Source organism: Actinoplanes sp. NPDC051470 (assembly GCF_040682035.1).
Lineage (GTDB): Bacteria > Actinomycetota > Actinomycetes > Mycobacteriales > Micromonosporaceae > Actinoplanes.
On sequence record NZ_JBFBAA010000058.1, the window covers coordinates 1 to 13861 of the forward strand.

The window sequence follows — 13861 nt, forward strand, 5'->3', positions numbered from 1 at the left end:
GTTCACGATCTCTGCGGTCATTACTCACAGTGCCCATCCCGCCGAACCAAAATCCGGCGAATCGGGCCAGAAACACCGTTCGTGGCACAGTCCCGGTCGCAGCCCTGCTCGCCGTGGTGGCCGCCGTCGTGGGCGTGTGGGCCGCGGCGTTCCCGGCGTCCTTCTATGCCGACTTCCCGCTGCCGGGGCGCCACTGGGTGTCGACGCTGGGGGCGTACAACGAGCATCTGACTCGGGATGTGGGCGGGCTCTATCTAGGGTTGCTGGTGCTGACGGTGTGGGCGGTTCGTCGGCCGTCGGTGGCGGGGATGTCGGTCACGGGCGGGGCTTGGCTGGTCTTCGATGCGCAGCATCTGCTGTGGCACTCGCTGCACTTGGGGGCGTTTTCGATGGTTGACAAGGTGGGCAATGTGGTCAGCCTTGTCGGGGTTCTGGTGCTGTCGGTGCTTCTGCTGGTTCCGGCGCGTGAGAAGGCGCCGACGTCACAGTGATCGGCCTGTGGACAACGCCCGAAACCGTCGGGCCGCGCTGCTACATTTCCGACCCACCCAGTGCCGGGGTGGGGGTGGCGGCGGGGCCGGCGCCGGAAATTTCGCGAACTTTCGGGCGGCGTCCGCGGTGGCGGCATATGGCTTGCGCGCTGGGCCCGGGCTGGGATTTGCGAGGTGCCGGGGGTGCCCGCTCGCCGTCTGCGCCGCCTCTCGCCTGGGTCGGCGGGTCAAGCTGAGGCACCCCGCTGCCTGCTCATCGTCACTGCCGCCAGTCCAGCCGGGACCGGGGTCAAGCCGGCGCATGCCGGGTGCCCGCTCACCGTCACTGCCACCACTCCAGCCAGGACCCGGGTCAAGCAGAGGTGCGCCAAGCGCCCGGGTGTCCGCTCACCGTCGCTGCCGCCAGTCGCGGTGGCCGCCGGGCAAGGAGCGGTAGGAGGGCCCGGCGTCCGGGCCTGAAACAGCGGGCTGGGCTACCACTCCGGCGAGCGGTGGTAGAACACGGCGGCGTCCGAGACCCGCAACGCGGGCTTGCCTACCACCCGGACGAACGGTGGTAGGACACGGTGGCATCTGGGGTGGGCGAGGTGGCGGCATGGGGCGGCGGGCAGCGGTGGCGGTGGCGGGGGCTGGGAGGGAGCGCCGGCGTGAGCTATGCGATCAGCCCGCTAAACCTCGGCTTGGCGCCAGAACTGGCGTGGGGCGTAGCCGTCTCGGCGTAGCCAGTGTTCGGTGTAGACGATGCGGGTGGGTTCGACTACGACCAAGGTTTCGCGGGGTGGGTCGGAGAGGGGGCGGCCTCGTTCGGCGTGTTCGTTCTCCCAGCGGAAGGATGGCCAGTAACGCTGCTGGGCTGGGTCGTCGGGTGGGAGCACCTGCGCTTGGCCGAATAGTTGGGCGCCTCGGCTGCTGGCCAGGCCGACCAGGGGCGCGAAGACGCCGATTGAGACGCGGGGGTCGGCGGCTATGTTGCGCATCTTCGGTGAGCGCGGGGCGGCGGTGAACATGACCGCCAGGCCGAACGGGTAGTAGCGGACCGGCGTTGCCAACGGGCCGTCGGGGCCGGTGGTGGCCAGGACGCACATGTTCTGGGAGCGGAGGAGTTGGAGGATTCGCTCCTCCAGCAAGTTCCGTGGCAAGCGGCCGGACGGCGCCGGACCCTGCAGCCAGTCGTCACCCGATGTCACGCCTTTGCCCTCCCCACGCCTGGGCCCGGCCCACGCAGGAGCCCGCCCCGCGCAGGAAGTCGCGCCGCGCGGGAGACCGGCACGGGCCGGGAGCCGCGCCTGACGCCGGATGGTCGCCAACGGCCTGGACGGACGCCTGGCTTCGGGAGAGGGCGGGACTTTGCTGTGCCCGTACCCGTCATCTTCTAGAAGCCCCAGACCAGGCAGAAAGGGTGACCGTGCGGGTCGGCGTAGACGCGGAAGGTCTTGCCGCCGCCGGGCAGCCGGGTTGCGCCCAAGGACAGCGCCTCCGACTCGGCCGGCTCGATGTCGGTGACTCGGACGTCCAGGTGCATCTGTTGTGGGTGGGCGGGGTCGGGCCATCGGGGTGGCTGGTGGTCGGTGACACGCTGGAACGCGATGCCGGGGCGGTCGGGGGCGTCGCCGATCACGATCCAGTCGCCCTCGTCCTGGATGCGCTGCATGCCGACCAAGGATTGGTAGAACGACGCGAGGGCGGACGGGTCGGGGGTGTCGATGATGAGGCCGTGCCAGCGTCCGATCATCGGGGCAGGTTATCGAGTTCCTCGAGCGCGGTGGGGGGCAGCGTGAGGCCCGCGCCGGCGATGTTGTCGCGCAGGTGGGCCACCGACGATGTGCCGGGGATGAGCAGGATGTTCGGCGAGCGCTGGAGCAGCCAGGCCAGGGCGACGGCGAGCGGGGTGGCGTCCAGGGACTTCGCGACGGCGTCCAGCCCGGCCGATTGCAGCGGGTTGAAGCCGCCCAGCGGGAAGTACGGGACGTAGGCGATGCCTTGTTGCGCGGTGTGATCGATGAGGGCGTCGTCGTGACGGTTGGCGATGTTGTAGAAGTTCTGCACGCACACGATCGGGACGATCCGCTGCGCCTCGGCGAGCTGGTCGGCGTCGACCGTGCTGAGGCCCAGGTGCCGGATCAGGCCCTGCTCGCGCAGCTCGGCCAGCACCTCGACCTTGTCGGCGATCGAGCCGGGCTCCGGGCCCCGCATGCCGCCGAGCCGCAGGTTGACCACGTCGAGCGCCTCCACGCCGAGCCGCTCGATGTTCTCGCGCACCGCCCGGCGCAGGTCGTCCGGGCCCAGCGCGGACGGCCATCCGCCCTGGTCATCGCGGCGGGCGCCGACCTTGGTGACGATGATCAGGTCCTCCGGGTAGGGGTGCAGCGCCTCCCGGATCAGCTCGTTGGTCACGTACGGGCCGTAGTAGTCGGACGTGTCGATGTGACGGATGCCCAGGTCGACGGCGGTGCGCAGGACGCGGACGGCCTCGTCGCGGTCCTTCGGCGGCCCGAACGCGTGGGGGCCGGCCAGCTGCATGGCGCCGTAGCCCACACGGGTGAACTCGAGGTCGGCGACGGTGAAGGTGCCGCCGGGCAGATCGGTTGTCGTCATCCCCCGAATCTGCCCCTCTCCGCGCCGGGTAGGCATCGTCCCCCTCTTCCTGGGACTGCCGGTGCCAGGTTGGCCGGCGTTTACCCGAACGGTCAGCGGGTAGGAAATTGGATCTTGGATCCGGTCACGAGCGGCCAGGGGTCGCTACGGAGAGGGGACAGGATGATGTTGCGCAACGTAGGCACCGAACCGGACCGCTACCCACCGCTTGACCCGGGCGCTCCGATTCCCGATGACCCGGGCGAGCTCGAGCCGGGCTCACCCGATCCGCTGCCGCCCCCGGTGATCGAGCCGGCACCCGACACCGAGCCGGCCCCGTCGGGCGTTCCTGAACCCGCATAAATCCCTTCATAGGTACGCGCGACAAAGGTTCACAACCGCAGCGGCCGTGTCCCGCCATCTCCCGGATCTGGGTGGTGGGTCACGGCCGTTGGCGCGCTCCGGGCGGAGGTGCGGGTCGAGCGGCCGTACCGTGTCGCCTTATGAGTGACGGCTACACGGCGCGGTTCCCGCAGCGGCTGCGGGTGCTGTTCGCGGTGGCGTCCGTGGTGGTGTCCGGGTCGATCCTGGTGTTCACCGCGAAGGCGAGCTACTCCCCCGCGGCGGCCGTGGCCGTCGTGTTGATCGCCGTGCAGGCCGCCGGTTTCTGGTGGCTCGGTGGCCGTCCGGCGCCCGCCGCCACGGTGGTGCTGGCGGCCGGCGCGGGGATGCAGGTGCTGTATCCGGTGTTCGGGCCGGGCCTCGCCTTCGTCGCCCTGTGCACCTATGCCTGGCTGCGGCCGGCCGCGCGGACCTGGTGGATCCTGGCCGCGGCGGTGGCGGCCGCCAGTGGGCCGGCGGTGGCTCGCGGGCGCTGGGATCTGGCCGGGCTCTGGGCGGGCGCGGCGCTGCTGGCCTGGAGCTGGGGCGCCTGGGCGCGGGCCCGCGGTGCGCGGCGGGTGGCCGAGCGGCGCCGGGCCGTGCTGGAGGAACGCGCCCGGATCGCCCGGGAGCTGCATGATGTGCTGTCGCATACGGTGTCGGTCATGGTGGTGCAGGCGGCGGCCGCCGACGACATCTTCGACCTCGATCCGGTACGGGCCCGCGAAGGCTTGCGCCGCACCGAGCAGGCCGGTCGGGAAGCGCTGGCCGAGCTGCGGCATTTCCTGCGCACGGTCCGCGGCGACGAGGACAAGGGCGACGAGGACGGGGACGGGGCGGCGGACGAACCGCAGCCGCGGCTGTCCGACCTGGATCGGCTCGCCGCGACGATGCGTGAGTCGGGACTGGACGTGTCGGTGGTGTGGGAAGGCGACGGCGCCGTGCCGGCGGGCGTGCAGGTGGGGGCCTATCGGATCGTGCGGGAGGCGTTGACCAACACGTTGCGGCACGCCGGGGCGTCGCGGGCCGAGGTGCTGGTGCGGGTGGCCGGGGACGAGGTGATGGTGCGGGTGCGGGATGACGGCGCCGGGGGCGGCGGGTCCGCCGTCAAGGACGGGCATGGCCTGCTCGGGATGCGGGAACGGGCCGGTCTGCTGGGCGGGAGCCTGCGCGCGGGGCGCCGGCCGGACGGTGGCTTCGAGGTCGAGGCGCACCTGCCGCTGCGGGGGACGCCGTGATCACGGTGTTGATCGCGGATGATCAGGCGCTGGTCCGGTCGGGGTTCCGGATGATTCTGGAGGCCCGGGACGATCTCGAGGTGGTGGGCGAGGCCGGTGACGGGGATCAGGCCGTGCGGCTGGCCGGGCAGACCCGGCCGGACGTGGTGCTGATGGACGTACGCATGCCGGGCCTGGACGGGGTGGCGGCGACCGCACGCCTGACCGCGGGGGCGAACCCACCTCGGGTGATCATGCTGACCACCTACGACCTGGAGGAACCGCTGTATGCGGCGCTGCGGGCGGGTGCGAGTGGCTTCCTGCTCAAGGATGTGCGCCCGGCCGACCTGGTCGAGGCGATCCGGGTGGTGGCGCGGGGTGACGCGCTGCTCGCGCCGACGGCGACCCGGCGGCTGCTGGATCGGTTCGTGGCGACCGACGTGACCCCGCCGGCGTCGCCCGGGCTGGTCGAGCGGCTCACCGACCGGGAGCGTGAGGTGTTGACGCTGCTGGCCCGGGGCGCCTCGAACGCCGAGATCGCGGCCCGGCTGGTGGTGAGCGAGGCGACGGTCAAGACCCACGTGTCGGCCATTCTGCGCAAGCTCGCGGTGCGGGACCGGGTTCAGGCCGTGGTGCTGGCGTACGACCTGGGTCTGGTCCGGCCCCGGCCCTCATCCTGAAGTCGTAGACGCGGGACCGTTCTCGCGCCGGATCCGGCCGGGGGCCGGTGTTCCTAACGTCGGAGGCATGACCCGATCGATCCGGACCGTTGTCGTCCTGCTCGTCGCCAGCCTCTCCGTCAACGTCGTGTTCGCCCTGCTCACCGTGGTGTTCCACGGTCAGGTGCTGGCCTACCAGCAGGCCAGGCGGCCACAGATGGATCCGCACGCGTTGTCGGCGACCCTGTGGACCCGGCCGATCCCGGTGCTGGTCGTGGCCGTCCTCTACGTCTGGGTGACCCGTCAGCTGGTGGCGGGCGTGGCTCGCGCGTACCGCCGCGTACGCATCGTCTCGGTCGTGGGCTTCGCCGCGGTGGCCTGGCTGCTGGTGTCGGCCGAGTATCCGGCCTGGCTGCGGGCCGTGCAGGTGGTCCAATTGGCGGTGCTGGCCGCGCTGATCGTGGCGGTCAACCGGCGGGCCGTCCGGGACGCGTTTCCGGCCGTGCCCGACCCGCGGCCGCGCAACCTGAAGGCGGCCGGGCTGCTCGTGCTGGCGGCGCCGCTGGTCGCGGAGGTGAGCCTCGGCAACATCCCGCTCGACATGGCCTGGGTGGTGCTGTTCTTCATCCCGATCTACGGCGGCGGCGCGCTGCTGATCCGCGAGGTGGTGCGGCGTACCGGCGGCGGGATCGCCAACCTGCTGCTCATGGGCGTCGCCTACGGCCTGGTCGAGGAGGGTCTGGCGTTGCAGAGCCTGACCAGCCCGCATCTGTACGGTGCGGCCGGCTGGGCGCCGCGCCTGTTCGGCCTGAACACCGCGTACACCGAGGTCAACCTGGTCTACCACGCCGTCTTCAGCATCACGATCCCGATCCTGCTGGTGGAGTTCCGCTACGGCGCCCGCCCCTACCTGCGCCGCGGCGGCGTGATCACGGCCGGCGTGGTCGCGCTGCTGGGCGCGGGCCTGATCCGGGTGGTGGTGCCGCCCGCCGAGGACCCGGGCTACACGATGCCGCCGCTGGCCGCGCTGATCATCGCCGTCGCCGCCGCCGCAGTGGTCGTCGCCGCCTTGAAGGTCCGGGTCGGGCCGGCCCAGATCTTCATGGAAGAGCCCGTACCCGTCGTCGCCGGCGCCACCGCCCTGGCGACCTTCGCCTTCCTCGCGATGATCTGGCCGTTCGGCGGCGCGACCCAGCCGTTGTTCACGCACGGCGCCTGGTCGCTGCTGCCGATGGCCGGAGCGGCCGTGCTCGCCGGCGTGACGCTGTGGACGGTGCGGCGCTGGGTCACGACGCCGCGCCACCTGCTCGCCGCCTGTGTCGGCGCGCTGGCCGGCCACACCGCGTTCGGCCTGCTCGGCAACGCTGACACCGGGGCCGACCTGATCCTCCTGGTGGCCGTCGAGGTGCTGACCGTCGGCGCGGGCGTCGGCGCTCTGCGAAAGCGGGGACATGACGGTGCTGACGCCCATGCGGTGGAGGCGCATCGCTAGAGGCCGCGAGCGGCTCGGGTTCTCGTACACCAAGGATTTCCGGCGCGAGGGTGCATCGTTCGCGCTCTACGTGCTGGTCGTTCAGAAGGCATAGCTAACTTCCGCTTCATGGCTGCCGTGGATCGCCGGAACTTCCTGAAGATCGCGGGGGCGGCGGCGTTGCCGCTGGACCTCGGCAAGGCGCTGGCCATCCCGGCGCACGATCGGACGGGCTCGATCGCCGACGTCGAGCACGTGATCATCCTGATGCAGGAGAACCGGTCCTTCGACCACTACTTCGGAGCGATGCGCGGCGTACGCGGCTTCGCCGACCCGCATCCGGTCCGGTTGCCCAGCGGGAAGAGCGTGTGGCACCAGCCGAACGGCCCGGGCGGCCAGGACCTGCTGCCGTTCCGCCCGCCGGTCCCGGACCTGGGCCAGACCTACCTGCCCGACCCGCCGCACGGCTGGACCGACGGGCACGCCGCGGTCAACCGGGGACATCACGACGGCTGGGTGCCCAACAAGGGCGTCACCGCGATGACCTATCACAACCGTGACGACCTGGCCTACCAGTACGCGCTGGCCGACGCGTTCACGGTGCTGGACAACTACCGTTGCTCGCTGCTCGGCCCGACCGACCCGAACCGCTATCACATGTGGAGCGGTTGGGTCGGCAACGACGGCCGGGCCGGTGGGCCGGTCGTCGACAACGCCGAGGCCGGGTACGACTGGTCGACGTACCCGGAGCGCCTGGAGCGGGCCGGCATCGGCTGGAAGATCTACCAGGACATCGGGAACGGCCTGGACGCGGCGGGATCGTGGGGCTGGACCTCGGACCCGTACATCGGCAACTACGGCGACAACGCGCTGCTCTACTTCCACCAGTACCAGAACGCGCGGCCCGGCACCCCGCTGGCCGACCGGGCCAAGACCGGCACCAACGTGAACGCGCACGGCCGGTCGCCGGACCTGCTGCTGGAACAGTTCCGCGCCGACGTTTCCCGAGGCAAGTTGCCACCGGTGTCATGGATCGTGGCGCCGGAGGCGTACACCGAGCACCCGAACTGGGAACCGTCCTACGGCGCCTGGTACATCTCCCAGGTCATCGACATCCTCGCCGCGCACCCGGAGGTGTGGTCGAAGATGGCGCTGTTCATCACCTACGACGAGGAGGGCGGCTTCTTCGACCATCTCGTGCCGCCGATGCCACCGGTGACACGCGATCAGGGGCTGTCGACCGTACCCGTCACGAATGAGATCTTCCCCGGCAGCGCGCGCTATCCGGCGGGGCCCTACGGCCTCGGCATCCGGGTCCCGACGATCGTCGTCTCACCCTGGACGCGCGGCGGCTGGGTCAACTCGCAGCTGTTCGACCACACGTCGCTGATCCGCTTCCTCGAGGCGCGTTTCGCCGACCGCCGCCCCGACCTGGTCGAGACCAACATCACGGCGTGGCGGCGCGCGGTCACCGGCGATCTGACCACGGCGTTCGATTTCCGTACGCCCAACCGCCCGCGCCCGATCCACCTGCCCGGCACCGACGCCTTCAAGCCGGACGACCTGGTCCGCAAGCCCGACGAGGTGCCGATCCCGCCGGCCGACCAGCGGCTGCCGCGGCAGGAGCGGGGCATCCGTCCGGCCCGCGCGCTCCCCTACGAGCTGCACGCCGACGCGGGGTTCCACAAGGGAAGGACGACCATCGAGTTCGGCAACACCGGCCGCCAGACCGCGGTGTTCCAGGTGCGCGCGACGGGCGTGGATCCCCGCACCTACACCGTTTCCCCGGGCAAGCGCCTCGCCGACACGTGGACTTCGAGTTCGATCGAGGTTCATGGTCCCAACGGGTTCTTCCGGGCCTTCCACCGCGAGAGCCCCGTCGGGGTCAAGCTCAGTGTCGAGGCGCGGGCTTCGCGGGTGTCCCTGACGTTCGACAACCGGGGTACGCGACGCGCGGAGCTGACGGTCGTCGACCGTTACACCGGCCACCGAACGCCGGTGACCGTGCCCGCCGGCCGGTCGACCACGAAGTCCTGGAACGTGCAGCGCACCCACGGCTGGCACGACCTGACCGTGACCTTCGCGGGCGGCGCGAAGCAGCAGTTCGCCGGCCACCTGGAGAACGGCCGCGACAGCATCACGGACCCGCTGATGGGCGGCCTCGTCCAGGCGCACTGATCAACGGCGCCTGACGGCCCGGGCCGATCGGCGTATGGTGCGGCGATGAGGCCGGTGTCCTTCAGCACGGCGGGCCTGCCCGAGGCGCAGAAGATCGCGCGCTGGGAGGAGCACAACTCCCGGGCGCTGATCGGGCTGCGCTGCCGGATGCTCGGCGAGGCGGCGCTGGACGCGACCGAGGTCAACCTCCAGCTCGACGGGATGCATCTGGCCCGCGTACGCGGGAACGCGCACGTCGTCGAACGGCCCGCCGCCGAGGTCCGGCGCAACCCGGCCGACGCCGTCGCGGTCTATCTGACGCTGGTCGGCGAGGCGTTCTTCTACCACGACGACGGGGTGCTGACGCTGCGGCCGGGGCAGGCCCTGATCTGCGACGCGGACCGGCCGTTCATGCGGGGCTTCTCGCGCGGGCTGGAGGAACTGGCGGTCAAGGTGCCGCGGCCGGTCTTCCGGTCGGTGACCGGCCTGGACGAGGTACGCACACCGCTGGTGCGCGACTTCGGCCGCGGCGACCCCAGTGCCCGTTCCTTCGCCCGGCTGGTCGACGAGGCCCTGACCTCGGGAGGCCCGGTCGACGAGGACGTGGCCCTGGAACTGCTGGCCAGCATGACCGCGGGCCACGACACCGCCTCGGTGCATGTCGCCAACGCCCGCACCTATATCGAACTCCACCTCTCCGACCCCGGCCTGAGCGCGGCCCGGGTGGCCACCGCGATCGGCATCAGCGAACGCCACCTGTCCCGGGCGTTCGGGTCGACCGGCGTCAGCGTCCCGCAGTTCGTGCTGGCCCGCCGCCTCGACCGGGCCCACACGCTGCTCGCCTCCGCGCCCGGGACACCGGTGTCACAGGTCGCGGCCCGCTGCGGCTTCGGCTCCGCCGCGCATTTCTCCCAGACCTTCCGCGCCCGCTACGGCCGCCGCCCCTCCGACGTCCGCCGCGAGGCCCGCGCCGCGCTCCCCGACAACGCGTAGATTCCGCCATCTCTTCGGACTTCCGCCGTTTTTCCGGACGGCCGGCCCGATCGGCCGGAGACTTGGCGGATGGATGTCAGGGTGACTACCGACGTCGTCGTCGTGGGGTCGGGACCGGCCGGGGCCAGCGCCGCGCTGCTTCTCGCCACGCTCGGGATTCCGCACGTGATGATCACGAAGTACCGGTGGACGGCCAACACGCCGCGGGCGCACATCACCAACCAGCGGGCCATGGAGATCTTCCGGGACCTCGGCATCGAGGAACAGGTTCAGGCCGACGCGACGCCGCACGAGCTGATGGGTGACACGGTCTTCTGCACCTCGATCGCCGGCGAGGAGATCGGGCGCATCCTCACCTGGGGCACCCACCCGGCCCGCGAGGCCGACTATCGGCTCGCCTCGCCCTGTACATCCCGCAGAACCACCTCGAGCCCATCCTGGTCCGCAACGCGGTGGAACGCGGCACCCGGGCGCGCTTCGAGACCGAGTACGTGTCGCACGTCCAGGACGACGACGGCGTCGACGTGCTCGTGCGGGACCGGCTCACCGGAGAGCAGTACACCGTCCGGGCCCGCTATCTGATCGGCGCCGACGGCGCGCGCTCGCAGGTCGCGGCCGACCTCGGCCTGCCGATGCGGGGCGCCATGGACATCGCCGGGTCGATGAACATCACCTTCAAGGCCGACATCTCGGCGTACGTGGGCCACCGGCCCTCGGTGCTCTACTGGGTCATCCAGCCCGGCTCGAACGTGGGCGGCATCGGCGCCGGCCTGGTCCGCATGGTGCGGCCGTGGAACGAGTGGCTGATCGTGTGGGGCTACGACATCAAGCAACCGCCGCCCGTGGTGGACGAGGCCGCCGCCGTGCAGATCGTCCGGAACCTGCTCGGCCTGCCCGACATCGAGGTGGAGATCACCGGGACCTCGTTGTGGGGCAACAACGAGATGTACGCGACCCATCTCCAGTCGGGGCGCGTCTTCTGCGTGGGCGACGCCGTGCACCGGCACCCGCCGAGCAACGGGCTGGGCTCGAACACCTCGATCCAGGACTCGTACAACCTGGCCTGGAAGCTGGCCGCCGTGCTGCGCGGGCAGGCGTCACCGGCGCTGCTGGAGACGTACTCGGCCGAACGCGCGCCGGTCGCCGAGCAGATCGTGGTGCGGGCCAACCGGTCGAGCCGTGAGTTCGTCCAGTTCTTCGAGGTTCTGGGACTGCTCGACGCCGAGGACGAGGCGGAGATGGCCGCGCGGATCGAGGAGCGGAAGGCGAACACCCCGGGCGGGAAGGCGAAGCGGGCCGCCCTGGTCGCGGCGATGGAGCTGAAGCACTACGAGTTCAACGCGCACGGCGTGGACATGGGCCAGTTCTACACCTCGGCGGCGATCGTCCCGGACGGCGCCACCCGACCGGCGCCGAGCCGCGACCCGGAGCTCTACTACGAGGCCTCGACCGTGCCGGGCGCCCGGCTGCCCCATGTCTGGGTCGGCGACACGCTGACCCGGATCTCCACCCTCGACCTGGCCCCGATGAGCCGGTTCACGCTGCTCACAGGCATCTCCGGGGAACCGTGGGCGGACGCGGCGGCGAAGATCGGCGCCGAGCTCGGCGTACCGTTGGGGACCGTGGTCATCGGGCCCGGCCGTACGGTCACCGACCTCTACTACGACTGGGCGCGGGCGCGCGAGGTCGAGGAGGACGGTGTGCTGCTGGTGCGGCCGGACAAACACATCGGGTGGCGTGCGATGCGTCTGCCCGACGACCCCGCGTCCGCCCTGCGCTCGGCCCTGCTGACGATTCTGGGACGCCAGAGTTGAAGTTCACTCACGAATTACTGCCGCAGCGGGTCGTCTTCGACTCGTACGCGGCGGCGGATCACGTGGCGGCCGAGGTGGAGCGACTGGGCGCCCGGCGGCCCATGCTCATCTCGACCGGAACGTCGATCGAACTCGAGGGCGCGGTGCGGCACACCGAGGTCGTCATGCACGTGCCCGTCGAGGTCGCCGAGCGCGCGCGTTCCTCGGCCGCCTCGCACGGGGTCGACGTGCTGGTCGCGGTCGGCGGCGGCTCGACGACCGGCCTGGCCAAGGCGGTCGCGCTGACCACCGGGCTGCCGATCATCGCGGTGCCGACCACCTACGCCGGCTCGGAGGCGACCGCGGTGTGGGGGCTGACCGAGGGCGGCCGCAAGACCACCGGCACCGATCCGCGGGTGCTGCCGCGGGTGGTCGTCTACGACGCGAGCCTCACGTTGTCGCTGCCCGTCCCGCTGAGCGTCGCCTCCGGGCTGAACGCGGTCGCGCACGGCGTCGACTCGATGTGGGCGCCGCGCGCCGACCCGATCAACCGCGCGTTCGCGCTGGAAAGTATTCGCGCGCTGAATGCCGGACTACCACGGGTGTTCGACCATCCCTCCGATGTGGAGGGACGCGAGAACCTGCTGTACGGCGCGTATCTGGCGGCGGTCGCGTTCGCGTCGGCCGGATCCGGCCTGCACCACAAGGTCTGTCACGTGCTCGGCGGGATGTTCAACCTGCCGCACGCTCCGACACACGCGGTGGTCCTGCCCTACGTGACGGCGTTGAACGAGTTCGCGGCGCCCGCGCTGGCGCCGGCATTCGGGGCGCCGACCGCCTTGGAAGGCCTGCTGCGCCTCGCGAATCGGCTCGACGCGCCACGATCGTTGCGGGAACTCGGGCTCCGCGAGGCCGACCTGCCGGCGGCGGCGGACGGTGTGCTGGCCGCCGTACCCGGGAACAACCCGGCGCCGGTCGACGGCGCCCGCCTCGCGACGCTGCTCCACGACGCCTGGGAGGGGAAGGATCCGCGATGAGTACGGAACAGGACGCGCGCGAGGCCCAGCTGGTCGAACGCGTGCTCGCCTCGTTCGACGGCACGCCCGACCCGCGGCTGCGGGAACTGATGCGAGCGCTCGCCGGCCACCTGCACGCGTTCGTCCGCGAGACCCGGCTGACCGAGGCCGAATGGCAGGCGGCGATCGAGTTCCTCACCGCCACCGGCCACATCACCGACCGCCGGCGGCAGGAGTTCGTGCTGCTCAGCGACGTGCTCGGGGTGTCCATGCAGACGATCACGGTAAACAATGAGGCGTACGCGGACGCGACCGAGGCCACCGTCTTCGGTCCCTTCTTCGTCGAGGGGTCGCCACTGATCCCGCCCGGCGGCGACATCGCCAACGGCGCCCCCGGCGAACCGTGCTGGGTCAGCGGCGCCGTCCATGACACCGGTGGCAACCCCGTCCCCGGCGCGCGGATCGAAGTGTGGGAGGCCGACGACGAAGGCTTCTACGACGTGCAGTATTCGGACGAGCGTGTGGCCGCCCGCGGTCACCTCGTCGCCGGGGCGGATGGCGACTACCGCTTCTGGGCGATCACACCGACGCCGTACCCGATCCCGCATGACGGGCCGGTGGGACGTCTGCTCGCGGCGACCGGCCGCTCCCCCATGCGCGCCTCACATCTGCACTTCATGGTGCGGGCCCCGGGATTCCGGACGCTGGTCACACACATCTTCGTCGCGGGCGACGAGCTGCTGACCAGCGACAGCGTCTTCGGCGTACGTGACTCGCTGGTGAAGCGCTTCGAACCTCAGGCGGCGGGCACCACGACGCCGGATGGTCGTGAGGTCGCGGGCCCGTGGTCACGGGTCCGTTTCGACATCGTGCTGGCGCCCGATCAGTAGCCCTACCGTGCGCCCCTACCGCCTACCGTACGGGTGACCGCCCACCGCCCGCCTACCGTTTACGGCGCGCTCGCGATCGAGGAGCCCTGGGGAACGTTCGCGTCGGCCGGGCCGAGGAGCTGGGTGCCGTTGACGACGGCCAGGGTGGACAGGACGACCACGAACATCCAGCGGCGACGACGAGCGGTAGGACCGGACCGGTGAGGGTGATTCACGTTT

The 13861-nt window shown here is 71.2% G+C and carries 12 protein-coding genes and 1 pseudogene; 10 read left to right on the plus strand and 3 right to left on the minus strand.

The window, feature by feature from the left end; genetic code table 11:
* The coding region (locus tag AB0M54_RS46475) for a hypothetical protein (RefSeq protein WP_364479507.1) at window positions 1–491 on the plus strand (491 nt) is incomplete at its 5' end.
* Between the two features lie 668 nt (window positions 492–1159).
* Here the strand turns inward: AB0M54_RS46475 and AB0M54_RS46480 are convergent.
* The 3 genes from AB0M54_RS46480 to AB0M54_RS46490 form a co-directional block, all read right to left on the minus strand.
* Window positions 1160–1678 carry a pyridoxamine 5'-phosphate oxidase family protein gene (locus AB0M54_RS46480; protein ID WP_364479510.1) on the minus strand — a complete coding sequence of 173 codons (519 nt, stop codon included), beginning with the start codon at window positions 1676–1678 and terminating at the stop codon, window positions 1160–1162.
* Between the two features lie 185 nt (window positions 1679–1863).
* Window positions 1864–2223 (minus strand): VOC family protein, encoded by a 360-nt coding sequence (locus tag AB0M54_RS46485; RefSeq protein ID WP_364327931.1) that lies wholly within the window; start codon window positions 2221–2223, stop codon window positions 1864–1866.
* Entirely contained in the window at window positions 2220–3086 is an 867-nt protein-coding gene (locus AB0M54_RS46490; RefSeq protein WP_364479513.1) for an oxidoreductase, read from the minus strand. The genes AB0M54_RS46485 and AB0M54_RS46490 overlap by 4 nt, the downstream gene beginning before the upstream one ends.
* A 482-nt stretch (window positions 3087–3568) precedes the next feature.
* Here AB0M54_RS46490 and AB0M54_RS46495 point away from each other — a divergent pair, with 482 nt between their 5' ends.
* The 9 genes and pseudogenes from AB0M54_RS46495 to AB0M54_RS46535 all read left to right on the plus strand — a co-directional run bounded on the left by AB0M54_RS46495 (window position 3569) and on the right by AB0M54_RS46535 (window position 13642).
* The gene (locus AB0M54_RS46495; protein WP_364479516.1) at window positions 3569–4684 is read left to right on the plus strand and encodes a histidine kinase; all 1116 of its coding nucleotides are present in this window, start codon (window positions 3569–3571) and stop codon (window positions 4682–4684) included.
* Complete coding sequence (locus AB0M54_RS46500) at window positions 4681–5343, plus strand: response regulator transcription factor (protein WP_364327922.1); 663 nt, start codon at window positions 4681–4683, stop codon at window positions 5341–5343. The genes AB0M54_RS46495 and AB0M54_RS46500 overlap by 4 nt, the downstream gene beginning before the upstream one ends.
* Before the next feature lie 67 nt (window positions 5344–5410).
* A complete protein-coding gene (locus tag AB0M54_RS46505) occupies window positions 5411–6814 on the plus strand; it encodes a hypothetical protein (RefSeq protein ID WP_364479519.1) in 1404 nt (467 codons plus the stop codon).
* A gap of 108 nt (window positions 6815–6922) precedes the next feature.
* Entirely contained in the window at window positions 6923–8971 is a 2049-nt protein-coding gene (locus AB0M54_RS46510) for a phosphocholine-specific phospholipase C (protein WP_364479522.1), read from the plus strand.
* 45 nt (window positions 8972–9016) lie between these two features.
* Window positions 9017–9943: a helix-turn-helix domain-containing protein gene (locus AB0M54_RS46515; protein ID WP_364479525.1), complete on the plus strand. Its 927-nt coding sequence runs from the start codon at window positions 9017–9019 to the stop codon at window positions 9941–9943.
* 69 nt (window positions 9944–10012) lie between these two features.
* Window positions 10013–11046: pseudogene (locus AB0M54_RS46520) on the plus strand (FAD-dependent monooxygenase); the annotation flags it as partial.
* 252 nt (window positions 11047–11298) lie between these two features.
* On the plus strand, window positions 11299–11757 hold the full coding sequence (locus AB0M54_RS46525; RefSeq protein ID WP_364479557.1) for a hypothetical protein: 459 nt from the start codon (window positions 11299–11301) through the stop codon (window positions 11755–11757).
* A complete protein-coding gene (locus AB0M54_RS46530) occupies window positions 11754–12773 on the plus strand; it encodes a maleylacetate reductase (RefSeq protein ID WP_364479528.1) in 1020 nt (339 codons plus the stop codon). The genes AB0M54_RS46525 and AB0M54_RS46530 overlap by 4 nt, the downstream gene beginning before the upstream one ends.
* A complete protein-coding gene (locus AB0M54_RS46535; RefSeq protein WP_364479531.1) occupies window positions 12770–13642 on the plus strand; it encodes an intradiol ring-cleavage dioxygenase in 873 nt (290 codons plus the stop codon). Before AB0M54_RS46530 ends, AB0M54_RS46535 begins: the two co-directional genes overlap by 4 nt.
* Window positions 13643–13861 lie beyond the last annotated feature (219 nt).